This window comes from Streptomyces sp. DT190 (assembly GCF_049846985.1).
Taxonomy (GTDB): domain Bacteria; phylum Actinomycetota; class Actinomycetes; order Streptomycetales; family Streptomycetaceae; genus Streptomyces.
The window spans coordinates 1-22,355 of the sequence record NZ_JBNCNM010000013.1 but is presented as its reverse complement, the minus strand read 5'-3'; the positions used below and the strand labels follow the sequence as shown (position 1 = coordinate 22,355).

At 71.2% G+C, this 22,355-nt stretch carries 19 protein-coding genes and 1 pseudogene; 8 read left to right on the top strand and 12 right to left on the bottom strand.

From position 1 onward, the window contains the following. Positions 1–20 precede the first annotated feature (20 nt). The gene (locus tag ACPXCS_RS22560; RefSeq protein WP_425948858.1) at positions 21–395 is read right to left on the bottom strand and encodes a hypothetical protein; all 375 of its coding nucleotides are present in this window, start codon (positions 393–395) and stop codon (positions 21–23) included. Next, a complete protein-coding gene (locus ACPXCS_RS22555) occupies positions 392–979 on the bottom strand; it encodes a TetR/AcrR family transcriptional regulator (protein WP_425948859.1) in 588 nt (195 codons plus the stop codon). Before ACPXCS_RS22555 ends, ACPXCS_RS22560 begins: the two co-directional genes overlap by 4 nt. A gap of 317 nt (positions 980–1,296) precedes the next feature. Here ACPXCS_RS22555 and ACPXCS_RS22550 point away from each other — a divergent pair, with 317 nt between their 5' ends. The 6 genes from ACPXCS_RS22550 to ACPXCS_RS22525 all read left to right on the top strand — a co-directional run bounded on the left by ACPXCS_RS22550 (position 1,297) and on the right by ACPXCS_RS22525 (position 9,657). After that, positions 1,297–4,743, top strand: coding sequence for a CARDB domain-containing protein (locus ACPXCS_RS22550; RefSeq protein ID WP_425948861.1), 3,447 nt, complete (start codon positions 1,297–1,299; stop codon positions 4,741–4,743). Between the two features lie 430 nt (positions 4,744–5,173). Continuing rightward, the gene (locus ACPXCS_RS22545; protein WP_425948863.1) at positions 5,174–6,904 is read left to right on the top strand and encodes an ATP-binding protein; all 1,731 of its coding nucleotides are present in this window, start codon (positions 5,174–5,176) and stop codon (positions 6,902–6,904) included. Between the two features lie 126 nt (positions 6,905–7,030). Continuing rightward, entirely contained in the window at positions 7,031–7,450 is a 420-nt protein-coding gene (locus ACPXCS_RS22540; RefSeq protein WP_351357490.1) for a roadblock/LC7 domain-containing protein, read from the top strand. After that, the gene (locus tag ACPXCS_RS22535) at positions 7,447–7,803 is read left to right on the top strand and encodes a DUF742 domain-containing protein (RefSeq protein WP_425948864.1); all 357 of its coding nucleotides are present in this window, start codon (positions 7,447–7,449) and stop codon (positions 7,801–7,803) included. Before ACPXCS_RS22540 ends, ACPXCS_RS22535 begins: the two co-directional genes overlap by 4 nt. Further along, a complete protein-coding gene (locus ACPXCS_RS22530; protein WP_425948866.1) occupies positions 7,784–8,401 on the top strand; it encodes a GTP-binding protein in 618 nt (205 codons plus the stop codon). The genes ACPXCS_RS22535 and ACPXCS_RS22530 overlap by 20 nt, the downstream gene beginning before the upstream one ends. Further along, positions 8,398–9,657 (top strand): cytochrome P450, encoded by a 1,260-nt coding sequence (locus ACPXCS_RS22525; RefSeq protein ID WP_425948868.1) that lies wholly within the window; start codon positions 8,398–8,400, stop codon positions 9,655–9,657. The genes ACPXCS_RS22530 and ACPXCS_RS22525 overlap by 4 nt, the downstream gene beginning before the upstream one ends. Before the next feature lie 149 nt (positions 9,658–9,806). Here ACPXCS_RS22525 and ACPXCS_RS22520 read toward each other — a convergent pair whose 3' ends face one another. Continuing rightward, on the bottom strand, positions 9,807–11,033 hold the full coding sequence (locus ACPXCS_RS22520) for a cytochrome P450 (RefSeq protein ID WP_425948870.1): 1,227 nt from the start codon (positions 11,031–11,033) through the stop codon (positions 9,807–9,809). A 266-nt stretch (positions 11,034–11,299) separates the two neighbouring features. Beyond that, positions 11,300–11,677: a MerR family transcriptional regulator gene (locus ACPXCS_RS22515; RefSeq protein ID WP_425948872.1), complete on the bottom strand. Its 378-nt coding sequence runs from the start codon at positions 11,675–11,677 to the stop codon at positions 11,300–11,302. Between the two features lie 75 nt (positions 11,678–11,752). Here ACPXCS_RS22515 and ACPXCS_RS22510 point away from each other — a divergent pair, with 75 nt between their 5' ends. Beyond that, positions 11,753–12,481: an SDR family oxidoreductase gene (locus ACPXCS_RS22510; RefSeq protein ID WP_425948873.1), complete on the top strand. Its 729-nt coding sequence runs from the start codon at positions 11,753–11,755 to the stop codon at positions 12,479–12,481. Between the two features lie 214 nt (positions 12,482–12,695). Here the strand turns inward: ACPXCS_RS22510 and ACPXCS_RS22505 are convergent, their stop codons facing one another. The 6 genes from ACPXCS_RS22505 to ACPXCS_RS22480 all read right to left on the bottom strand — a co-directional run bounded on the left by ACPXCS_RS22505 (position 12,696) and on the right by ACPXCS_RS22480 (position 19,363). Next, on the bottom strand, positions 12,696–13,448 hold the full coding sequence (locus ACPXCS_RS22505) for a VOC family protein (protein WP_425948875.1): 753 nt from the start codon (positions 13,446–13,448) through the stop codon (positions 12,696–12,698). 111 nt (positions 13,449–13,559) lie between these two features. Continuing rightward, entirely contained in the window at positions 13,560–15,068 is a 1,509-nt protein-coding gene (locus tag ACPXCS_RS22500) for a DUF4246 domain-containing protein (protein WP_425948876.1), read from the bottom strand. Positions 15,069–15,190: 122 nt separating this feature from the next. Then, on the bottom strand, positions 15,191–16,891 hold the full coding sequence (locus tag ACPXCS_RS22495) for an alpha-amylase family protein (RefSeq protein WP_425948878.1): 1,701 nt from the start codon (positions 16,889–16,891) through the stop codon (positions 15,191–15,193). Next, positions 16,882–17,886, bottom strand: a complete 1,005-nt coding sequence (locus ACPXCS_RS22490; RefSeq protein ID WP_425948880.1) for a TIGR03885 family FMN-dependent LLM class oxidoreductase — start codon at positions 17,884–17,886, stop codon at positions 16,882–16,884. Before ACPXCS_RS22490 ends, ACPXCS_RS22495 begins: the two co-directional genes overlap by 10 nt. Positions 17,887–18,183: 297 nt before the next feature. Next, positions 18,184–18,441, bottom strand: coding sequence for a DUF5302 domain-containing protein (locus ACPXCS_RS22485; RefSeq protein WP_425948882.1), 258 nt, complete (start codon positions 18,439–18,441; stop codon positions 18,184–18,186). 316 nt (positions 18,442–18,757) lie between these two features. Beyond that, positions 18,758–19,363, bottom strand: a complete 606-nt coding sequence (locus ACPXCS_RS22480) for a flavodoxin family protein (RefSeq protein WP_425948883.1) — start codon at positions 19,361–19,363, stop codon at positions 18,758–18,760. A 122-nt stretch (positions 19,364–19,485) separates the two neighbouring features. On the opposite strand from ACPXCS_RS22480, the gene ACPXCS_RS22475 reads away from it, so the two are divergent. Next, positions 19,486–19,968, top strand: a complete 483-nt coding sequence (locus ACPXCS_RS22475; protein ID WP_425948885.1) for a GNAT family N-acetyltransferase — start codon at positions 19,486–19,488, stop codon at positions 19,966–19,968. An 81-nt stretch (positions 19,969–20,049) separates the two neighbouring features. Here the strand turns inward: ACPXCS_RS22475 and ACPXCS_RS22470 are convergent. Further along, positions 20,050–20,169, bottom strand: a pseudogene (locus ACPXCS_RS22470) (universal stress protein); the annotation flags it as partial. Between the two features lie 151 nt (positions 20,170–20,320). After that, a complete protein-coding gene (locus ACPXCS_RS22465) occupies positions 20,321–22,045 on the bottom strand; it encodes a GAF domain-containing protein (protein WP_425948887.1) in 1,725 nt (574 codons plus the stop codon). Positions 22,046–22,355: the final 310 nt, after the last annotated feature.

Genomic DNA, 22,355 nt, shown 5'->3' with positions numbered 1-22,355 from the left:
GGCCGGATCCGCGCGCCGGTTCACCCGGCGCCGACGAGGGCGAGGACTCCGACCGGCAGCAGCAGCATCCACTGCGGAAGCCGCAGGAGCGGCCGCGGCCAGTCGGCGGCGAGCGCGACGACGAGGAACACCGCCGCGTACGCGAGGTACTGGGCCGCCATGAACCGCACCAGCGGTGTGCTGGGCGCCGCCGCGAAGGCGGACACCAGCAGGACCACGGAACTGAGCAGCAGGTCGGCCGTGACCATGTGCCACACCACGTGCAGGGTGCGCCTGGGTTCGGCGGCCATCGCGCTGCCCAGGAGCGGGCGGACGACGGACCGACCGCCTGCGGTGAGGTGGACGAGGGTGGTCGCCGCCGCGACAACCCCCGCGGTGAGCAGCCAGCCGTTCACCGGGCCTCGATTCCCTTGGCCGTCATCGCGGCGATGCGCCCGGCCAGTTCCTCGCCGGGGCGTTCCCCGACGATGCCCAGGTGGAAGAAGACGGCCCCGGCCAGGCTGTCCAGGACCAGGTCGACCGGGAGGCCCGCGCCGGTCTCACCACGCTGCTCCGCCCGGTCGAACACCACGACCAGGCGATCCTTGGCCGGCTGGAGGAACCTGGCGCGGATCGTCGCGCGCAGTTCCGGGGTGGCGGCGAAGTCGGCGAGCAGGCCGGGCAGGGCCGCAGCGGCCGCCGGGGCGGAGAACTCGTCGACCAGCGACTGCACCACCGCGGTCAGGTCCCCTTCCAGCGTCCCGGTGTCCGGCAGGTCAGCGGTGTCCGCCGTGGTGAACACCGCCTCGTAGACCAGCTCCGGTTTGCCGGACCAGCGGCGGTAGATGGTGTCCTTGCCGACACCCGCTCGCGCGGCGACCGCGCCGATGGACGTCGCCGTGTAGCCGCTCTCCACGAGCAGTTCGGCGGTCGCCCGGACGATGGCGGCGTGGGAGCGCTCGTCCCTGGGCCGCCCTCGCCCGGCAGGGGAAGAAGTCATGTGCCAGATTTACCATACAGGTCGACCCGTATGGAATAGGGAGCCGGTCGGGCAGGAGGCCGTCTCCGCGCCTTGGCCGTCGGGTACGACGCAAGAACACGCAAGCGACGCAAGCCGCTTGCATGTGAACTGGCGCTCCTCCCGGGACCGTTGACAAAGCCGGGGCCCGCTAGAAATCTGTTGGCGAGGTTTCCGCAAAAAGTCGACCGATCAGCTGAATTTGCGTACAAGCCCTGCGCGATACGCAACGGACATCGGCTCCCCCTGCACCTCTCCGGGCCTGTCGCGCTCCGCATCCCCACGGAACTGAGGACCTCATGAGATGGAGACCCCTCGGCCACCGGTCACTGACCGGCGCCGTCACCGCCGCGCTCGCGGCCACCGTGCTGATACCACCGGCCTTCTCGTCGCACGCCCATGCCGCGATCCCCGCCGACACCGGACGGACGGAGGCGGCGGCCGACGCCAACCTCGCGCTCGGACGCCCGGCCACGGCCGGCGGCTCGAACGGCCCGTACACCGCCGTGAACGTCACCGACGGCGTCCAGGCGTCCTACTGGGAGGGGCCGGCCGGTTCGTTCCCGCAGTGGGTCCAGGTCGACCTCGGCGCGACCCGCACGGTCGACCGCGTGGTGCTCAAGCTGCCCGCCGCCTGGGAGAGCCGCAGGCAGACGCTGTCGGTGCAGGGCAGCACCGACGGCACCGGCTTCCGCACGCTGTCGGCCTCCGCGGACCGGACGTTCGACCCCGCCCGGGCCAACACCGTCCCGGTCGACCTCGCCTCCCCCGCCGAGACGCGCTACGTCCGCGTCCACGTCACCGGCAACACCGGCTGGAACGCCGCCCAGCTCTCCGAGTTGGAGGTGCACGGCGACGACGGCGGCACCACCGTTCCGCCCACCGGCACCAACCTGGCCCGCAACAAGCCGGCCGAGGCCACCTCGTCGGTGCACGGTTTCGTGGCCGCCAACGCCACCGACGACTCCACCTCCACCTACTGGGAGGCGGCCGGTCACCCCTCCGACCTCACGGTGAAACTCGGAGCCGACGCCGATCTCGAAGCGGTGGTGGTGAAACTCGACCCGGACCAGGTCTGGGGCCCGCGGACCCAGAGCATCCAGGTACTGGGCCGTGCACACTCCGCGAGCGGCTTCACCTCGCTGAAGGACCGCGCCGACTACGCCTTCAGCCCGTCCCGCGACAACAACTCGGTGACCATCCCGGTCACCGGCCGCGCGTCCGACGTACGCCTGCGCTTCTTCTCCAACACCGGCGCTCCCGGCGGCCAGGTCGCCGAGTTCCAGGTCGTCGGGACCTCCGCACCCGCGCCGGACCTGACCGTCACCGGGCTGGACTGGACGCCCGGCGCCCCGTCCGAGCGGGACGCGGTGACCGTCGCCGCCACCGTCCGCAACGCGGGCACGGCCCGCTCCGCCGCCACCACCGTCGAGGCAAGCCTGGAAGGCGCCGTCGCCGGCAGCGGGAACGTACCCGCGCTCGACCCGGGCGCGTCGGCCACCGTGGCCGTCGCCGCGGGCACCCGCCCGGCCGGCGACTACTCCGTGTCCGCCGCGGTCGATCCGCGCGGCACGGTCGCCGAGCTCGACGACAGCAACAACAGCCGCACCGCGGCGACCCGGCTGGTCGTCGGCCGCGCCCCGGGCCCCGACCTCGAAGTCAGGGGCATCACCACCAACCCGGCCGACCCGGCCACCGGCTCACCCGTCTCCTTCACGGTGGCCGTGCACAACCGGGGCACCACCGCCGCGGCCGCCGGTTCCGTCACCCGGCTCCAGGCCAGCTCCACGACCCTCGACGGCACCACCGGTCAGGTGGCCGCCGGCGCCACCGTGAACGTGGCGATCGGCGGGTCGTGGAAGGCGACCAGCGGTGGTGTCACCCTCGCCGCGACCGCCGACGCCACCGGAGTCGTCGACGAGACCAACGAGAACAACAACGTGCTCACCAAGTCCCTGGTGGTCGGCCGGGGCGCCGCCGTCCCGTACACCGAACTGGAGGCCGAGGACGGCCGCTACCAGGGAACGCTGCTCACCGCCGACGCCAAACGGACCTTCGGGCACACCAACTTCGCGACCGAGTCCTCGGGCCGCAAGTCCGTCCGGCTCGACGCGACCGGCCAGTTCGTCGAGGTCACCTCGACCGCGCCGGCCAACTCCCTCGTGGTGCGCAACTCGGTCCCGGACGCGGCACGCGGCGGCGGCGCGGACGCCACCATCAGCCTGTACGCCGACGGCACCTTCGTGCGGAAGCTCACCCTGTCCTCCAAGCACAGCTGGCTGTACGGGACCAGCGACGACCCCGAAGGTCTCACCAACACCCCCGGCGGCGACGCCCGGCGGCTCTTCGACGAGTCGCACGCCCTGCTGACGCGGACCTACCCCGCCGGCACCACGTTCCGTCTGCAGCGGGACGCCGGTGACACGGCCGCGTTCCACGTCATCGACCTCGTGGACCTGGAGCAGGTCGCGCCCCCGGCCGACAAACCGGCGAACTGCACGTCGATCACCGACTACGGAGCCGTCCCGAACGACGGACTGGACGACACCGACGCCCTGCAGCGGGCGGTCACCGACGACCAGAACGGCCGGATCTCCTGCGTGTGGATCCCCGCCGGGCAGTGGCGCCAGGAGCAGAAGATCCTCACCGACGACCCGCTGAACCGCGGCCAGTACAACCAGGTCGGCATCCGGGACGTGACCATCCGCGGCGCGGGCATGTGGCACTCCCAGCTCCACACGCTCACTCCGCCGCACCAGGCCGGCGGGATCAACCATCCCCACGAGGGCAACTTCGGCTTCGACATCGACCACAACACCCAGATCTCCGACCTCGCCATCTTCGGCTCGGGCACCATCCGCGGCGGCGACGGCAACGCCGAGGGCGGTGTGGGCCTCAACGGCCGCTTCGGCAAGGGCACGAAGATCACCAATGTGTGGATCGAGCACGCCAACGTCGGCGTGTGGGCCGGCCGCGACTACTCCAACATCCCCGAACTGTGGGGCCCCGGCGACGGGCTGGAGTTCTCCGGAGTCCGGATCCGCAACACCTATGCCGACGGCATCAACTTCGCCAACGGCACCCGCAACTCCACCGTGTACAACTCGTCGTTCCGCAACACCGGTGACGACGCGCTCGCCGTCTGGGCGAGCAAGTACGTGAAGGACACCTCGGTGGACGTCGGCCATGACAACCACTTCCGGAACAACACGATCCAACTGCCGTGGCGGGCCAACGGCATCGCGGTGTACGGCGGTCACGGCAACACCATCGAGAACAACGTCGTCGCCGACACGATGAACTACCCCGGCATCATGCTCGCCACCGACCACGATCCGCTGCCGTTCTCCGGGCAGACCCTCATCTCGGGCAACGCCCTGCACCGCACCGGGGGCGCGTTCTGGAACGAGGCCCAGGAGTTCGGCGCCATCACCCTCTTCGCGCAGGGACAGGACATCCCCGGCGTGACCATCCGCGACACCGAGATCCTCGACTCGACGTACGACGGCATCCAGTTCAAGACGGGTGGCGGCGCGATGCCGGGTGTGAGGATCACCGATGTCCGGATCGACCGTTCCAACAACGGCTCCGGGATCCTCGCGATGAGCGGGGCCCGCGGCAGCGCCACGCTGACCGGCGTGACGATCACGAACTCCGCCGAAGGGAGCGTACTGATCGAGCCGGGTTCGCAGTTCACCATCACCGGCACACCCGACGGGACGTCCACCGCGCGGCCGAAGCGCTGAGGCGGGAGCTTCCGGCCCCCTTACCGGGGGCCGGAAGCCTGTCCTGATCCGTCCCACCGCTTCCCACGAGTCACCGGGCCGGCGAGGGCCCACGGCCACAACTTGGCCGAAAGAACACCCTCAAGTGACGTTTCCGGGTACTGAATGCATCCGCCGGACCATGACGAGACGCCCTACGACCGCCCTGCGCCCCAGGCCTGAACCAGCCGGCGGACCATCGTGCGCTTATCACACCGCACATGCGACACTGACTTTTCTCGACGAAATGGACTTCGGTGCCCGCTCCCGCGCCCGCAGGCATATTCCAGGGTGGCGCCGTCGCTAGCATGAGCGACGTGTTCGATCCGGAAGCTGCTCATCATCTTCCGGGTTCCGGCGATGCTTCAGTCGTCCACGCACCTCCTGCTCTCACGGACCGAGGGACCGCGGAATGCCAGTGCCTGCCCCAACCCGTCAGCGCCGATCCTCCAAAGGGGCACGCTCCTCCCCGGCCGTGTTCCCCGTGGTGCTGGTCCTGACGGCCCTCGGCGCCGGTGCGGCGACCGCCCTGGCTCCGGCAAACGCCCGTCCGTGGGTGCTCGGTACGGCGGCCGCCGGGTGGATCTGCCTCGCCGCCGTCAGCGTCGGCGCCTCCGTCCTGCTGCGCCGCGCGCGCCGGCAGGCGGCGGCACGCGGCGACGAACTGGAGATGACCAAGAACAACTGGGCGCAGCAGGGCGCCGAGGCGGCCCAGCTGGTCAACACCGTCCTGCCCGCCCTGGTGTCGCAGGTGCGCAACGGCGCCGGCGCGGACGAGGCGCTGTCCGGCGTCCACGCCCCCACCGACCCGTACCTGCGCCGGGTGCTGCACGTCTTCGCCACCGAGGTGAGCGAGGCGGTACGGCGGGCCGGCGACGTACAGCGCGAACTCGACACGGCGAAGAGCGAACTCGCCGCCGCGGGCGAGGAACTGGAGCGGCTGACGCAGCACACGCTGCCGGCTGCGGTGGCCATGCTGCGGGAGGGCAGCTCCGCCGACACCGTCCTCGCCGCCTTCGACTGGCCGAGCGACCCGCTGCTGCGCGCCACGGCCGAGTCGTTCGTCCGCGACCTGGCCCACAGCGAGCGCCGCTCCTCGGCGGCCCAGGCCGCCTCCGCCAAGGCGCTCAGCCGGGTCCAGGCCAAGACCGTCAGCATGCTCGCCGAACTGCGGGACATGCAGGAACGTCACGGCCAGGAGGTCTTCGGCGACCTGCTGCGCCTGGACCACAGCACCTCCCAGCTGGGTCTGATGACCGACCGGCTGGCGCTGCTGATGGGCGGCCGCTCCAGCCGGGTCTGGAACAAGCCGATCGTGATGGAGAGCATCCTGCGCGGCGCCGTCGGCCGGATCGCCGCGTACCGGCGGGTGCGGCTGCACAACTCCAGCCGGGCCGCCATCGCGGGCTTCGCGGCCGAGGGTGTGATGCACCTGCTCGCCGAACTCATGGACAACGCGGCCAACTTCTCGCCGCCGATCGACGAGGTCCACGTGTACGTCGAGGAGGGCAGCGCCGGTCTCGTCGTCACCATCGAGGACAGCGGTCTGAAGATGTCCGACGCCGCCCTGCGCCGGGCCAAGGAGTCCGTGTCGGGCAAGGTCACCGACCTCGCCTCGCTGCAGGGCACCCGCCTCGGTCTGGGCGTCGTGGGGCGGCTCGCCGTCAAGTACGGCATCAGCGTCAACTACCGCCCCTCCTCCCGGGGCGGCACCGGCGTCGTGGTGCTCCTGCCCCCCGAGCTCATCGCCCAGCAGCGCGAGGCGGTGCCCGCCGAGAAGCCGCGCCGCGCCGCGGAGGTCCCGGCCACCCACGCCCCCGCGGTCGAGGAGTACCCCTCCCCCGTGCGCCCCCAGCCGACTCCGGCCGACGACGTGGCGCCCGCCGCCCCGATGCCCCGCAGGCGCGGCCCGGCCACCCCCAACGGACTGCCCGTCCGCGCACCCGGCCGCACCATGGCCGAAGCGGAGCGGAGCCGGCCGAAGCAGACGGCCGAGCCGTCCCGCGCGGCCGGGAACGAGCCGGGTCCGGCTCGTGACGCCGGAAGCCGTTTCGGCGCCTTCCACCGCGGCCGGCAGACCGGTGGCGCCGCCGGCGCCGACACCGGCACCGGCAGCGAGGCCGGGGCCGACAGCGAGAGCTAGGCCCCCGGGCTCCTCACCCCTCGCGGCCCCACCGGCCGCACCACCCCCGCACCGATTCGCCGCACCTCGTTGGATTGGAGGAACGGGCCGGGTGACCCTCCGGGGTCGCCACCCGGCCCACCCACCATGGAGACCACTGACAACAGCCTCACCTGGCTCTTGACGAACCTCTTGGAGCGCACGCCGGGCACGCGGCACGCCCTCGTCCTGTCCAGGGACGGCCTGAAACTGTGCTGGACCGAGCACATGACGCTCGACCAGGCCGACCAGCTGGCGGCGATCTGCTCGGGCATCCAGGCGCTCGCGCAGGGCGCGTCCGTGGAGTTCGGCGACGGGTCGGGCGGTGTCCGCCACTCCATGACCGAGTTCCACGGCGGCCTGCTGTTCATCGTCGAGGCCGGACAGGGCGCACACCTCGCGGTCGTCGCCGAGGAGAGCGCCGACCCGGGCGTCGTGGGCCACCAGATGACGGAGATGGTCGAGCAGATCGGCGAGCACCTGCGGGCCGAGCCGCGCACGACCGCCACCCGAGGTGCCACCGCGTGATCCACAAACCCGTGGACGTCGGTGATCCCGACCGGCTGTACACCGTCACGGGCGGGCGCAGCGAAGCGGACGACACGTTCGACCTGGTGACGCTGATCGTCAGTGAGTGCGAGCCCGCCGCCGGGATGCAGTCGGAGCACGTGCGGATCCTCGAACTGTGCCGTCACCCCACGGCCCTGGTCGAGATCGCCGCCGAGCTGAAGCTGCCCATCACCGTCGTCCGGATCCTCCTCGGCGACCTCCATGCCATGGGCAAGGTGAGCGCCCGTCACCCCCGCGCGGCCGCATCCGTCGCGGACCTCCCCGAAACCGCCCTGCTCCAGGAGGTGCTCCATGGGCTCCGCAACCTCTGAGCTGCCCTTCCAGCGCACACCGCTGGCCGATGCCGCCGAGACCGGCCTGAAGATCGTCGTCGTGGGCGGGTTCGGCGTCGGCAAGACCACCCTGGTGCGCTCGGTCAGCGAGATCCGGCCCCTGAACACCGAAGAGGTGATGACGCAGGCGGGGCAGGGCGTCGACGAGACGGCCGGTGTGGAACGCAAGACGACCACCACCGTCGCCTTCGACTTCGGGCGCATCAGCCTCAACCAGCACATGGTGCTGTACCTGTTCGGCGCCCCGGGCCAGGAACGCTTCTGGTTCCTGTGGGACCGGCTGTTCTCCGGCACGCTGGGTGCGGTCGTCCTCGTGGACACCCGCCGCATGGAGGACTCCTGGTACGCGATCGACCGGCTGGAGCATCACAGGACGCCGTTCGTGGTGGCCGTCAACCGGTTCGACGACGACGACAACCGGTTCTCCCTGGAGGAGATCCGGCAGGCCCTCGCCCTCGGTGAGCACGTACCCATGATCGACTGCGACGCACGGCTCAGGTCGTCCGGCAAGGAGGTTCTTATCGCTCTGGTGGAACACCTCTACGCGCTGGCACTGATTCAGGAGAGGACACCGTGAGCGACTCCACCCCGTCCGCCGGCACGTCTGCCTCCGGCTGCCCGGCCCATCCCGGCGCGGTACGGCTGAGCGGACTGGAGTACCAGCGGACGCCCTCGCAGCTGTACCGGACGATGCGCCGGGAGCAGGGGCCCGTCGCGCCGGTGCTGCTCGACGGGGACATCCCCGCCTGGCTGGTGCTCGGCTACCCCGAGGTCTCCTACGTGACCAGCCACGACGAGCTGTTCGCGCGGGACTCCCGGCGCTGGAACCAGTGGCCGAACATCCCGCCGGACTGGCCGCTGCTGCCCTTCGTCGGCTACCAGCCGTCGGTGCTCTTCACCGAGGGGCTGGAGCACCAGCGGCGCGCGGGGGTGATCACGCAGGCGCTGGAGGGCGTCGACCAGTTCGAACTGACCCGCGAGTGCCAGCTCATCGCCGAGCAGTTGATCGCCTCGTTCTCCGGCAGCGGCGAGGCCGAGCTGATGAGCATGTACGCGCACGCCCTGCCGGCCCGGGCCGTGCTGTGGATGTGCGGGATGCCGCAGGGCAGCGCGGACACCGAGCAGCTCGTCGACGACCTGCGCATCTCCCTGGACGCCGGTGAGGGCGACGACCCGGTGGCGGCGTACGGGCGGGTCGGGGAGCGCATCCTGCGGCTGGTGAAGGAGAAGCGGGAGCGTCCCGGCCCCGACGTCACCTCGCGGATGCTGCTCGACCCGGCCGGCCTCAGCGACGAGGAGCTGGTGCAGGACCTGATCTCGGTGATCGCCGCGGCGCAGCAGCCCACCGCCAACTGGATCTGCAACACCCTGCGGCTGCTGTTGACCGACGAGCGCTTCGCGGTCAACGTCTCCGGCGGCCGGGTCAGCGTCGGCGAGGCGCTGAACGAGGTGCTGTGGCTGGACACGCCGACGCAGAACTTCATCGGCCGCTGGGCGGTGCGCGACACCCAGCTCGGCGGGCGGCTCATCAGGGAGGGCGACTGCCTGATCCTGGGCCTGGCCGCGGCCAACACCGACCCGCAGATCTGGCCCGAGTCGCATGTCGGCGCCGAGAACTCCGCGCACCTGTCCTTCAGCAACGGCGAGCACCGCTGCCCGTACCCCGCGCCGCTCCTGGCCGACGTCATGGCACGCACGGCGGTGGAGACTCTCGTGGAGCGCCTGCCCGACCTCGTCCTGGGCGTGGAGACGGCGGAGCTGACCTGGCGCCCGTCCATCTGGATGCGCGGTCTGACCTCCCTCCCGGTGCGGTTCACACCCTCGGTGCGCTAGCGCACGTCCTCGCCCGGACTCCCCGGGCTCCAGGGGCCGGCGGCCGCCCGCCGCCGGCTCCGGGGCGGGCGACCGGGGATACGTCGCGTGTCGCGGGGGCACGCCGCCCCGGGCCGGCCGAGGGGCCCGGGGAGGCTGCGGGGCGGTGGTCAGCCGGCGACCGGGGTGAAACGCACCGGCAGCGACTGCGGACCGCGGGTGAACACGCCCTGCTCGACCGGGTCGAAGCCGTCGGCGAGCCGGATGTCCGGCATGGCGTCGAGCAACTGGTTCATGCCGATCTCGACCTCCGCCTTGGCCAGCAGCGCGCCGACGCAGAAGTGCCGTCCGAGCGCGAAGGCGAGGTGGTCGGCGGCGGCCGAGAACGCCGACGTGGTGCTGAGGTCGGCACGGAAGATGTCGAACCGGTCGGGCTCGCTGAAGCGGCGCTCGTCTCGGTTGGCGGCGCCGATGAGGCAGGTGACCGTCGCTCCCGCCGGGATGGTGCCGCCGCTGACCTGCACGTCGGTGGCCGACTGCCGCATGATCATGTGGACGGGTGGGGTGTAGCGCAGCGTCTCGGCGAACGCGGCGGGGATCAGGCTCCGGTCCGCCTGGACGGCCGCCAACTGCTCGGGGTGCTGCAGCAGGTTGGCCAGGATGCCGGCGATCGCCTTGTCCGTGGTCTCCCCGCCCGCGGCGAGCAGCAGACTGCAGAAGGCCTTGATGTCCTCGTCGCTCATCCGCACACCGTCGACCTCGGCGGCGCAGAGCGTCGACAGCAGGTCGTCGCCCGGGTTGTCACGCCGCTCGCGGATGATCGGGATCATGTACTCGGCGAACTCCACCCGGGTGCGTTCACCCGCCGCGGTCACCTCCGGGTCCCCGGAGAGGTTGCCGAGGAAGGCGATGACGGCCGTGTACCAGCCGTGGAACCGGGCGTGGTCGGCCTTGTTCAGGCCGAGCATGTCCGCGATGACGTTGACCGGGAAGCGGGTCGCGTAGTCCTTGACGATGTCGGCGGAACCGGAGTGCCGGAAGGCGTCGATCAGTTCACGCGAGTTGCGCTCGATGACCGGGAGGAACTTCTCCCTCAGGTCGCTGCCCCGGAAGGCGGGCGCCACCAAGGCCCGCCGAACCGCGTGCTCGCGCCCGCTGAGCTGGAGGATCGTCTTGCCGTGGACCGGCTCCAGCTGCCAGTTGTAGTTGTCGGTGGTGAACTCCGACTCCTTGTCCTTGAAGACGCGCTCGACGTCGGTGTAGCGGGAAATGATGTAACTCCGGGTGGCCTCGTGCCAGATCAGGGGTTCTTTTTCCCGCATCACCGCGTAGGCGGGGTAAGGGTTCGCGGCGAACTCGGGCGAGAGGATGTCGGGCACCTGCTGGGCAGTGGACACGGAACTCCTTGCGATGGACGGAGTGTCAGCGACCACAGGTTATGGATCTTCCGGTGGCTCAAACAGTCCGTTCCTGGCCGAAGTTGCGTGGGCGGAGGCGGGGCATCCGGCCGGAGCGACGCCGAGTGCGGGTCGGCGCCGCCTGCCCCGGGGTGGTGGCCACCGCCTGCTGCACAACGTCTTCGCCGCCGGCCTCGCCGCGTTCGGCGGCCCGAGCCCCCCGGCCGGCCACGCGCTGTACCGGGTGACGGGTGCGCCGACCGCGTCTACGGGTGCCCGTCCGTGATCGCGATGACCTCGTCGAGGCGGTCCAGGGCGGCCTGCAGGTCGTCGACCTTGGCCTGGATGCGATCGCGCTCGGCACGCAGCATGGCGCGCTGCTCGGCGTCGGTGTGCCCGGAGTCCCAGCACGGAAGGAGTTCCGCGATCCTGCGGCTGGTCAGGCCGGCGGCGAACATCTGCTGGAAGAAGGTGACCAGCTGGACGGCGTGCTGCCGGTAGAGGCGCTGCCCGGACGGGCTGCGCTCCGCGGTGAGCAGCCCCTGCTGCTCGTAGTAGCGCACGGCGCGCACCGAGACGCCGGCGCCCCGTGCCACCTCGCCGATGCGGATCAGCCGCTCGGTCGCGGCCTCTGTGACGGTCATGGTGACTCCTCTCACCCCGGCCCTGAGAATCAGCGCTTGCCTCTGACGTCAGCGTCAGGTTTTAGCGTACCGGGCATGGACATCAACAACTCAGTCGCCCTTGTCACCGGAGCCAACCGCGGCCTCGGCCGCGCCTTCGCACAGCGCCTGCTCGAACGCGGCGCCCGCAAGGTCTACGCGACGGCCCGCCGGCCGGAGACCGTGGACCTGCCCGGGGTGGAGGTGCTGCCCCTCGACATCTCCGATCCCGCATCCGTGAGGGCCGCGGCCGAGGCCGCCCCGGACGTCTCGCTGCTCATCAACAACGCGGGGATCCAGACGGGGACCGATCTGGTGACCGGTGCGCTGGAGGCGGTACGGCAGGAGCTGGAGACCAACCTGTTCGGCCATCTGGAGATGATCCGGGGGTTCGCGCCGGCACTCGCCAGGAACGGCGGGGGCGCGATCGTCAACGTCCTTTCCGCCATGTCTTGGTTCGGAGGCAAGGGCGCCAACGCCTACCACCTGAGCAAGGCCGCCGCCTGGGCCATGACCAACGGCGTCCGTCTGGAGCTCGCCGAGCACGGCACGCTCGTGACAGCGGTGCACCTCGGTCTGGCCGACACCGACATGGCCGCGGGCTGGCCCGTGGCCAAGATCGCGCCGTCGGACCTGGCCGACGCGGCGCTCGACGGTGTCGCGGCGGGCGCAGCGGAGGTCCTCGCCGACCAGTGGAGCCGGGACGTCAAGGCCCGGCTGCCGCTGGCTCCGGAGCAGTTCAACGCCGAGATGAACCGCGCCCTGGCGGCGCTGACGGCGGCCTGAGGGGCGGCCTTCGGGCCGCGCCGACTCCGGCCGGTCGCCTCCGGGGTCGGCCGAGCCCGGAAGGTCTCCGCGAGGCGCGGAAGCCGGAGTGATCCCGGCCGGTCGTTCACCCGGCCCGGCAGGGGAAGGCTGTGCGGGCGCGCGATGCCGAGCACCGCGCGCCCGCACACCGTCACCCGCCGCGATCGCCGACGCCGCCGCTGGCGTATCGCCGTCAGGCGGTGGCGGAGAGTCCCCGGCCGAGGACGCAGAACTCGTTGCCCTCCGGATCGGCCAGGACGACCCACGAGACGTCGCCCTGGCCCACGTCGACCCGTGTGGCGCCGAGTCCTTCGAGCCGGGCGACCTCCCTCGCCTGATCCTCCACGGGGTCGGACATCACGTCGAGGTGGAAGCGGTTCCACACGACCTCGTCCTCCGGCGTGCGGCGGAACTCCAGGTACGGTCCGACGCCCTTGACGGAACGGAGCAGGGCGCGGTCGTCGGTCAGCTCGTGCACCGTCCAGTCGATCGCCTCGCCCCAGAACCCGACCATGGCCCGTGGGTCGCCGCACTCGACGACCACGGCGGCGATCGGCCCGGTGTCCCGGTAGAGCTCCCGGGGCTCGAGCACGCTGAACCTGTTGCCTTCCGGGTCGGCCAACGTCGTCCACGGCACGTCGCCCCGGCCCAGGTCGACCGGTGTCGCCCCGAGTCCCTGCAGACGTGCGACCAGTTGGGCCTGGTGGTCCTCGGACGTGGAGGCGAGCTCGATGTGCACGCGGTACCGCACGCTCTCCGGGTCAGGCACCCGGACGAGGTCGACGCAGACGGCGGAGGGATCCGGCCAGTCGAACCCCACGGGTTCCAGGTTGGTGACCCCGGGCCCTTCGCTGGACATCCCCCAGCCGAGCGCCTCCGCCCAGAACCGTCCGAGCGCCGATTCGTCCCGGGCTTTGATGTTCACCTGAACAAGTTGCAACGACATGCCCCACACCTTAGATCTCGCACCGCTGCGGCCGGGCCGGGGCTCACCACGGTGCACGACGACTGTCAACTCGACGCTTCGCAATGGCAGTCAGGGAGGCCAGGGCGTGCGTCAGTGCTCGCAGAGGGAGAACTCGCGTTCGTAGAGCTGTTCGTTGTGTTCGTCGAGGAAGAACTTGCGCTCCTGCATGAGTTGTTCCCGGTACTTCCTGGCCTGTTCGAGCGTCATGGTCGATGTCTCCGACCATGGTTGCTGCGGCGGCACATCGGAGGTCGAGACGATCTTCTGCGACGGGTCGACGAGGAAGAACGCCAGGATCTTGCGATGCCCCGGGCGCGTGGGGTCCGCGAGGCGGAACGCGTCGACGCGGTGTTGCAGGATGTTCGGGAACGCCAGGCAGCGGCCCTCCGGGGTCGATGCCGATCCCAGTACCTGGTTCAGGGCGTCCTCGTCCTCCAGGCCGTAGACCTCGCGCAGGCCGTTGTCGTCGTTCTGTTCGTAGTCCGGGTCGTCGAGTGCCGTCCGGAAACCCAGCCGGCTCTCGGTGATGTTCTGGCTGTCCCAGTAGTAGAGGCCGGTCGAGACGATCCGCTCGTTCAGCATGCCTTCGACGTGCCAGGAGCCGCCGGGGTACTCGAGCTTGTCCGGGGTGAGCTGAATCGTGGCGAGCTTGACGATGACCTGGAGAGCGCGGCCGCGCAGCTCGACACGGGCGGATTCCTCCGGCACCTCGGGCGGTATAAAGGCCGGGGCGTCCGGGACGACCGGTCGCCGGTTCTCCCACCAGTCGTCCTGAGCCAGCTCCCAGGCGCGGACGGCTTCCGCGTACGCCGCGTCGTCGCTGAAGGAGGCCTTGTCCGGATACTCCGGCTCCGAGTCGTACCAACCGTAGGGATCGGCCTCGATCCGCAGCGGTCGCGGATGGCGCAGATCCGTCAGGACGTTCTCCCACAGCGGGAGCATGCGCGCGAACAACTCGGGGAGGACGGCCTCCAGTTCGCGGTGCTCCTCGGGGTGGACGTTGTTGATGTACGAGCGGAAGGAGACCTCGCCGTCCTCACTCACGTCGACGTCCGTCGGCAGCCACTGGAACCGCTCCGAGAACTCGTGCTTCGAGTAGTGGTTCGTCGGGTTCTGCCATGCCCGCCCGGGCGCGCCACTGACCTCTCTGACCAGGCAGAACAGCGAGGGGTGGACCAGATCCAGGACCTGGCCGTCCGATCCGGGATGCCAGTCCTGTTCCTCCTCGGGGACCTGTTCCAGCACACGCACCGCCTCACGCAGCCGGGACCTGAGCTCGTCGTCGACCAGTGTGTCCGACTGCCACACCCCGTCGACGGCGGACACCTCGATGCCGGTCCGCCCGTCCCGCAGCGCGGCGTAGTGGACGAGTTCGGCGAGCACGTAGCGGACCTGCGCTTCGGTGAGGCCCTGGGCGACCGCCTCCCGCGTCCACCGCGCGACGATCTCGGGATCCTTCATCTTCTCGAACCACGCCGGCTTCGCCCGAAGGTGCGCGCTGCACCGCATGATCTGAAGTTCCCGAACGGTGCGGGGCGTCGCGACCGACAGGGAGCCGGACGCGTGAAAGGGCAAAGGGAAGGCAGACAGGCCGGTCAACTCTTCTGATCCTCACGGTCGGTGTGCGGTGGCCGGAAGGATACTTCAGCGGACTGACACGTCTGCCTGGTCCTTTCCTCGTCCGGCCCGGTGTCCGGGCGGGAGGCGATCGGGCCGCCGTGTCAGTCGGTGGCGACCCGGTCGGGGTCGTCGCCCGGGGTGCCGACGCGCAGCCACCGGTACCCGTAGGGCGGCAGCTCGACGGTGAGCCGGCCGTCGTCGGGCACGGTGGATCCCGCGTGCCCCTCGTCGAGCAGGTCCGTCAGCCGCCCCCCGGCCCCGGCCTCGGGCAGCCGTAGCCGTGCGGTGACCGGCCGGCCGGCGAAGTTGTGCAGGGCCAGGACACTCCCGTCGGTGGTGTGACTGACGTGGGCGAGGACGGAGTCCGCCCCGCTCTCGACCACGCGGTACTCGCCCCAGGCCAGTTCGGGGGCCTCGCGGTAGCGCTCGACGAACAGGCGCATGCGGCTCAGCAGGGAACCGGGGTCGCGGCTCTGCTCGTACACGTTGACCTGTTGCGGGGCGAACGCGCCGTCCGCCAGCGGGTTGGGGAAGGTGCCGGGCGCGCCGGTGGAGAATCCGGCACCGGGTTCCGGGGTCCACTGCATGGGCGTGCGGACGGCCTGCCGGCCCTCGGCGGCGAGGTTGTCGCCCATGCCGATCTCCTCGCCGTAGAAGAGCACGGGGGTGCCCGGGAGGGTGAACAGCAGGCTGTAGGCGAGTTCGACACGGCGGCGGTCGCCGTCGACCATGGGGGGCAGCCTGCGGCGCAGACCCCGGTCGTAGAGTTGCATGTCCTTGTCGGGGCCGAAGGCGGCGAAGACCTCGGCGCGTTCGTCGTCGCTCAGCTTGTCGAGGGTCAGCTCGTCGTGGTTGCGCACGAACGTCGCCCAGTGGGCGTCGCGCGGCGCCGCGGGGCGTTCCCGCAGGGCGGCGGCGAGCGGGCCGGCGTCCTCGCGCGCCATCGACAGGTACATCTGCTGCATCCCGACGAAGTCGAAACACATGGTCAGCTCGTCCCCGCGGTCGGAGTCGGGATCCCCGAAGAACCGGCACAGGCCGTCGTACGGCAGGTTGACCTCGCCGAGCAGTACGGACTCGCCGTTGCGGCGGCCGAGGAAGGCGCGCAGGTCGGCGAGGTACTCGTGCGGGTCGGGCAGCGCGCCGGCGTCGTCCTGCCCGTCCGTCTCCAGCAGGAAGGGCACGGCGTCCACCCGGAACCCGGACAGTCCGAGCTGTGTCCAGAAGCCCATGACCCGGGCTATCTCGTCACGCACCTCGGGGTTGGCGACGTTGAGGTCGGGCTGCTGCTTGTAGAAGCGGTGCAGGTAGTACTGGCCGCTGCCCTCGTCGTACTCCCAGAGGCTGTCCTCCGCGTCGGGGAAGACCACGCCCTCGGGCCCGTCCTCGGGGGGCTCGTCCTTCCAGACGTACCAGTCGCGGTGGGCGGAGTCGCGCCCGGACCGGGCGTCCTGGAACCAGGGATGGTCCTCGGAGGTGTGGTTGACGACGAGGTCGGCGATCACACGGATGCCGCGGTCCCGGGCCGTGCGGACGAACTCGGTGAAGTCGCCCAGCGTGCCCAGGCGGGGGTCGACACCGTAGAAGTCCGTGATGTCGTAGCCGTCGTCGCGTTCCCGCGTCGGGTAGAAGGGCATCAGCCACACGCAGGTCACGCCGAGTCGCACCAGGTGGTCGATGCGCTGCGTGAGGCCCGCGAAGTCGCCGATCCCGTCGCCGTTGCCGTCCTGGTACGTCTCGACGTCCAGGCAGTAGACCACCGCGTTCTTCCACCACAGGTCGGACGTGCGGGTCAGACGCATCGGTACTCCTCGGCCGTGGCGGGCAGCGGGCGGGTGACGTCGAGCTGCGGCAGTACCTCGGTGCCGAACGCGTCGATGAAGGCGCCCTGTTCACGGCCGACGTGGTGCAGCATCACCGCGTCGAAGCCGAGTTCGGCGTACTCGTGGAGCCAGGCGGTGTGCCGGCCGAGGTCGGACGAGACGTTCACGGTGCCCGCCACCTGCTCGGGCGTCACGTGCTCACTGACGATGTCGAACAGTTCGGCGGAGTCCAGGTCCCAACTGGCGGGCGGGGCGTGCACGTTGGTGCGCCACTGGTCGTGCGCCACGGCGAGGGCCTTTGCGTCGTCGGGCGCCCAGCTCAGGTGCACCTGAAGGTGCAGCGGACCGCGCCCGCCCGCGTCGCGGTAGGCGTCGACGATCTCGCGCAGCCGTTCCCGGGGGGCGTTGACCGTGATGAGGCCGTCCGCCCACTGCGCGCACCAGGCCGCGGTGGCCGTGCTGCACGCGGCGCCGATCAACGGCGGTACGGCGAGCGGCAGCGTCCACAGCCTGGCCCGGTCGACGGTGACGAGTCCGTCGTGGCTGACCTCCTCCCCGCGCAGCAGGGCGCGGATGACGTCGACGCACTCGCGCAGCCGTGCGTTGCGGACGTCCTTGCGGGGCCAGCGGGCCCCGGTGATGTGTTCGTTGGACGCCTCACCGCTGCCGAGCGCCACCCAGAACCGGCCCGGGTACATGGAGGCGAGGGTGGCGACCGCCTGGGCGACGATCGCCGGGTGGTAGCGCTGGCCGGGGGCGTTCACCACACCGAACGGCAGCCGTTCGGTGGCCTGGAGGGCCGCGCCCAGCCACGACCAGGCGAATCCTGACTCCCCTTGGCGGACGCTCCACGGCGAGAAGTGGTCCGAGCACATGGCGGCGGTGAATCCCGCGCGTTCGGCGTGTGTCACCGCGGTGAGCAGGTCTGCGGGTGGGATCTGTTCGTGCGAGGCGTGTAGCCCGTAAACAGTCATTCCGACCGGTTACCCCCGGGATGCCCATGCACGGAGGGCGGGCCGGAAGAAGTTCGCGGGACACCGCCCAGCCGTCACAGCGAAGGGCTGGGCGGTGTCCCGCCGGTCTCATGCAGCGACCGCTGTCACCTCGGTCGGCCGGTCATGCCTCAGCCGCCGTTTCGCGTCTCAGCGACTGCTCTTGTCCCAGCCGCCGTTTCGCGTCTCAGCGACTGCTCTTGTCCCAGCCGCCGTTTCGCGTCTCAGCGGCTGTTCTTTGTCTCAGCCGCCGTTCGCGTCTCAGCGGCCGTCGGTGTCTCAGCCGCCGCTCTTGCGCCGGAACGACCGCTGGCTCGCGGCCGGGCCGTGCGTGCCGCGGACCTTGGACACGTGGGTGTTGGCGGCCAGTTCGGCAGCCTCGGCCTGCATACCGCGCTTGCGGTCCAGAGCCTCCCGGAACTTGCGCTTGAGGTCGTACTGACCGTCGGCGTCGGGCGTGAGAGCAGTGCTCTCGGTGTCGGCCGGTTCGGAGCCGGCCGGCTCCGAACCTTCTGGCGATGGAGACTCTGCGGCCATGGTGACCTCCTGGGCTCGGACGGTGGAGAACACAGCTTGTCATGCGGCGCACCGTGCGTGACGCCGACGGCGGGCATCACCGGTCACTTTCGCTCCCGGCATCACGGGCGATGCCGCTTGCTCGGCTGCCCCGCCCTCACATGTCGCCGTCGCTGCGGGGACGCAGCTCGTGCGTGCATGATCCACTCGACGCTCCAGCCGCCGGCCGGTCACGTGGCGGCGAGTGGCGGGTGGGCCCGGCCGCCCTGCCACGCCCCCGGCGCCGGCAGTCTGGAACCGCTCGCCGAACGGACGGCCCGCACCCACGGCCGGAGGTTCAGGAGGGCGGGGCGGGCACGGGGTTCTGCGCCAGCGCCCGCGCCGCGTGGACGAGGTTGGAGGCCATGGCCCGGCCGGTCGACGCCGACCAGTCGTGGCCGCGGTCGTCGTCGAGGTAGTCCGGCCCGGGGCCGGGGCCGAGGTGCCAGTACGTCCATGCCTGGCCCGGGATCGTGAAGCCGATGTCCACGAGCGCGCCGCTGATCTCGCTGATGACGTGGTGCGCGCCGTCCTCGTTGCCGGTGACCACCACGCCGGCGACGCGGTTGTAGGCGACCGGGCGCTGCTCGTCGTCCGTTTCGCTGAGCATGGCGTCCATCCGCTCCAGCACGCGCTGGGCCACCGAGGAGGGGCGGCCGAGCCAGGTCGGGGACGCGATCACCAGGATCTGCGCCGCGAGCAGCCGTTCGCGCACCCCCGGCCAGTCGTCGCCCTCGCCCATGTCGCTCTGCACACCGGGCTTGAGGTTCAGGTCGACGGCGCGGACGACGTCCACCTGCACGCCGTGCCCTTGCAGCGCCGTGATGACGGTGTCGGCCAGGGCTTCGGTGTTGGACGTCTCCGGGGACGGTTTGAGAGTGCAGTTGATGACCAGAGCTCGCATGCAGGGCCCCTTCCCCGGCGAGGGCAGGGTAAGGGTCGGTGGTGACGGCGATTCACTCGCGCGCATCGCCTCGTCACACGAGTACCGGGCGGCGACGCGCCGGGGTGCGTAACATGCTCCTCATGCAATCAAGGCTTACACCCTCCGCCGGCGAAATCGTCGTCCGAAGGGCCGTCGCCCGGGACGCCAAGCGGCTCACGCAACTCGTGCGCGGCTCGCGCGCCTACGAGGGCCGGTACGCGGCGATGGTCGCGGACTACCGCGTGGGACCCGACTACATCGAGGCCCATCGTGTCTTCGCGGCCGTCGACAGCGGTGACGCCGCGGGCCGGGTGCTCGGCTTCTACGCGCTGGTGCTCGTGCCGCCGGAGCTGGACCTGCTCTTCGTCGACAACGCGATGCAGGGGCGCGGCATCGGGCGCCTGCTCGTCGAGCACATGAAGTCCGAGGCGCGCGCGCAGGGGCTGGACAGCGTCCGGGTGGTGTCGCACCCTCCGGCCGAGGGTTTCTACCGCGGCGTGGGCGCGCTGCCCACCGGGACGGTCCCCGCGAACCCGCCGGCGGTGGCGTGGGACCGGCCCCAGTTGGAGATCCCGATCCCGTAGCGGTCCACGCGCCGCGCCCGGGCGGTGGGCCCGGCACGTCAGCGGCAGCGGGATGCGCCGGCAGGCGACCATGAGGGCCCACTCCCCGGCGTGCGCCAGACGCAGGGGCAGGTCACCCAGCAGTGCTTCACGGGCGGCCCACTCGGCAGCGGCCAGACTCTCCGACGAGCCGTCCACTCCGACGGTGACGGTGCGGGACATGGGGAACCTCCTTGACGGGACACGTCAAGTTTTCGTTCCCCCGGGCCGTGGGAGCAGGGGCCACTGGTCCCAGCCCGCACGACAACGGTCCCGGCACCGCCCCGCACCGGCCGGCACCGCACCGGCCGGCTCCGCATCGTCCGCGAAACGCCTAGTGGTTCCCCACCGGGACCCGCCACACCAGTGTCGTGCCTCCGCCCTCCGGGCAGGTCCACTCCAGCTCGCCACCCAACTGCCGGGCGCGTTCCGCCATGTTGCCCAGACCGCTGCGGCGCCCTTCGGCCGGGATGCCCACGCCGTTGTCGGAGACCTCCAGCCGCACCTCGCGGCCGTTGGTCGCCAGGACGACCTCGGCGCGGCCGGCACGAGCGTGCCGGGCGACGTTGGTCAGGGCTTCGGAGAGGACCGCCATGAGGTGGTCGGCCGTGTCCTTCGGCACCTGGGTGTCCAGCAGGCCTTCCATGCGCAGGCCGGGCGCGAAGCCCAGCACGGGCGCGGCCTCGCCGACGGCGCGCACGGCCCGGGCCCGCAGCCCGGTACCGGTGGCGCTCTCCCGCGATCGCAGGCCGAAGATCGTCGACCTGATGATCTTGATGGTCTCGTCCAGGTCGTCCACCGCCCGCACCACCCGCTCGGAGGCCTCGGGGTGTTCGATGAAACGGCCCGCGCTCTGCAGGGTCATGCCGGTCGCGAAGAGCCGCTGGATCGCCAGGTCGTGCAGGTCGCGGGCGATGCGGTCGCGGTCCTCCAGGAGGGCGATCTGCTCGGCCGCTTGGCGGCGCTCGGCGAGTTCCATGGCGACCGCGGCCTGGGCGGCGAAGGCCTTGAGGGGTTCCGTCTCGCGTTCGAAGAACACGGTCTGGCCGGCCTGCCGCACCAGCAGTACGACACCGCGCACGCCGTCGCCGCTGCCGATGGGAGCGGCCACGGCGGGGCCGAGGCCCGTGAAGCGCGGTGGCCCCGAGGACACGCGCTCGTCCTGCGAGACGTCGGGGCTGGTGACCGTGGCGGCTTCCGAGAAGGCCTGCCCGACGAGGGTCTTCTCGACCGGCAGCACCAAGCCGCGGTGGGCCTCGGCTTCCTCGCCGAGGGCCAGTTCCACCGTGAGGGAGGCGGTGCCCTCCATGGGCACGGCCACCACCGCGAGGGCGGCGCCGGTGATCTCCATGGCGCGCTCGGCGATCAGCCGGAGGACACCGTCGCGCTCGCTGCCGGACATGATCGCGTGGGTGATCTCCGCGCTCGCCTGCAGCCAGCGCTCGCGCCGCCGGGACTCCTCGTACAGCCGGGCGTTGTCGATCGCGACGCCCGCCGCGACGGCGAGGGTGGAGAGCACCGACTCGTCGTCCTCGTCGAACTTCGCCCCGCCCCGCTTCTCGGTCAGGTACAGATTGCCGAAGATCTGATCGCGCACGCGGATGGGAACACCGAGGAAGGTGTTCATCGGCGGGTGGTTGGGCGGGAAGCCGTACGAGGCCGTGTGCTCGGAGAGCTTCACCAGCCGCAGGGGCTCGGGGTGCCGGATCAGCTCGCCCAGGATGCCGTGGCCTTCGGGATAGTTGCCGATCCGCTTGATCTGCTCCTCGGTGAGACCGACGGTCAGGAAGTCCGACAGCCGCTTGCCGTCCGGCCCGATGACGCCGAGCGCGGCATACTGTGCGTCGACCAGGACGGCCGCGGCCTGCACGATGCTGTACAGCGCCTGTTCGAGGTCGAGCTCACGGCCGACCGACAGCACCGCCTCCAGCAGGCTGTGCACACGGTCGCGCGTGCCGCGGGCCGCGTCGAGACGTGCCTGCAGCTCCTCCAGCAATTCGTCGAGGCGCAGCTGCGGAAGCCGCACCCGAGCCTCCCGCCCCTCCACGGAGCTCTCCACGCCGTTCCTCCTGGTCCGTCCTGCCGTGCCGCGGGCCGACCGTCCCGCTCATGCCACCGTATCGGGGCACGCGGGGGACGGTACGGGATCACGGCAGGTGACGGTGAAGGGACCGCCTCGCCGCAGCCCCGCGCGCGGGCAGGCGGCGACGGGGCGGCGCGCCGCGGACCGGAGGAGGCAGGTGGTGAGGCCGCAGGGGCGCGGGGTCAGCCGTCCCAGGCCCAGTCGGCGATCTCGGGCAGGTCGGTGCCGTGGGCGCGGATCCAGTCGTGGTGACGCAGGCGGGCGTCCTCCATCCGCTGGCGTACGG

Bases quoted from the DNA above. Each gene is read 5' to 3' on its own strand.
- ACPXCS_RS22530 (WP_425948866.1), top strand. From the start codon at position 7,784: ATGGGCTCCGCAACCTCTGAGCTGCCCTTCCAGCGCACACCGCTGGCC.
- ACPXCS_RS22475 (WP_425948885.1), top strand. From the start codon at position 19,486: ATGCAATCAAGGCTTACACCCTCCGCCGGCGAAATCGTCGTCCGAAGG.
- ACPXCS_RS22540 (WP_351357490.1), top strand. From the start codon at position 7,031: ATGGAGACCACTGACAACAGCCTCACCTGGCTCTTGACGAACCTCTTG.
- ACPXCS_RS22490 (WP_425948880.1), bottom strand. From the start codon at position 17,886: ATGACTGTTTACGGGCTACACGCCTCGCACGAACAGATCCCACCCGCA.
- ACPXCS_RS22495 (WP_425948878.1), bottom strand. From the start codon at position 16,891: ATGCGTCTGACCCGCACGTCCGACCTGTGGTGGAAGAACGCGGTGGTC.
- ACPXCS_RS22485 (WP_425948882.1), bottom strand. From the start codon at position 18,441: ATGGCCGCAGAGTCTCCATCGCCAGAAGGTTCGGAGCCGGCCGGCTCC.
- ACPXCS_RS22480 (WP_425948883.1), bottom strand. From the start codon at position 19,363: ATGCGAGCTCTGGTCATCAACTGCACTCTCAAACCGTCCCCGGAGACG.
- ACPXCS_RS22510 (WP_425948873.1), top strand. From the start codon at position 11,753: ATGGACATCAACAACTCAGTCGCCCTTGTCACCGGAGCCAACCGCGGC.
- ACPXCS_RS22550 (WP_425948861.1), top strand. From the start codon at position 1,297: ATGAGATGGAGACCCCTCGGCCACCGGTCACTGACCGGCGCCGTCACC.
- ACPXCS_RS22505 (WP_425948875.1), bottom strand. From the start codon at position 13,448: ATGTCGTTGCAACTTGTTCAGGTGAACATCAAAGCCCGGGACGAATCG.
- ACPXCS_RS22545 (WP_425948863.1), top strand. From the start codon at position 5,174: ATGCCAGTGCCTGCCCCAACCCGTCAGCGCCGATCCTCCAAAGGGGCA.
- ACPXCS_RS22515 (WP_425948872.1), bottom strand. From the start codon at position 11,677: ATGACCGTCACAGAGGCCGCGACCGAGCGGCTGATCCGCATCGGCGAG.
- ACPXCS_RS22555 (WP_425948859.1), bottom strand. From the start codon at position 979: ATGACTTCTTCCCCTGCCGGGCGAGGGCGGCCCAGGGACGAGCGCTCC.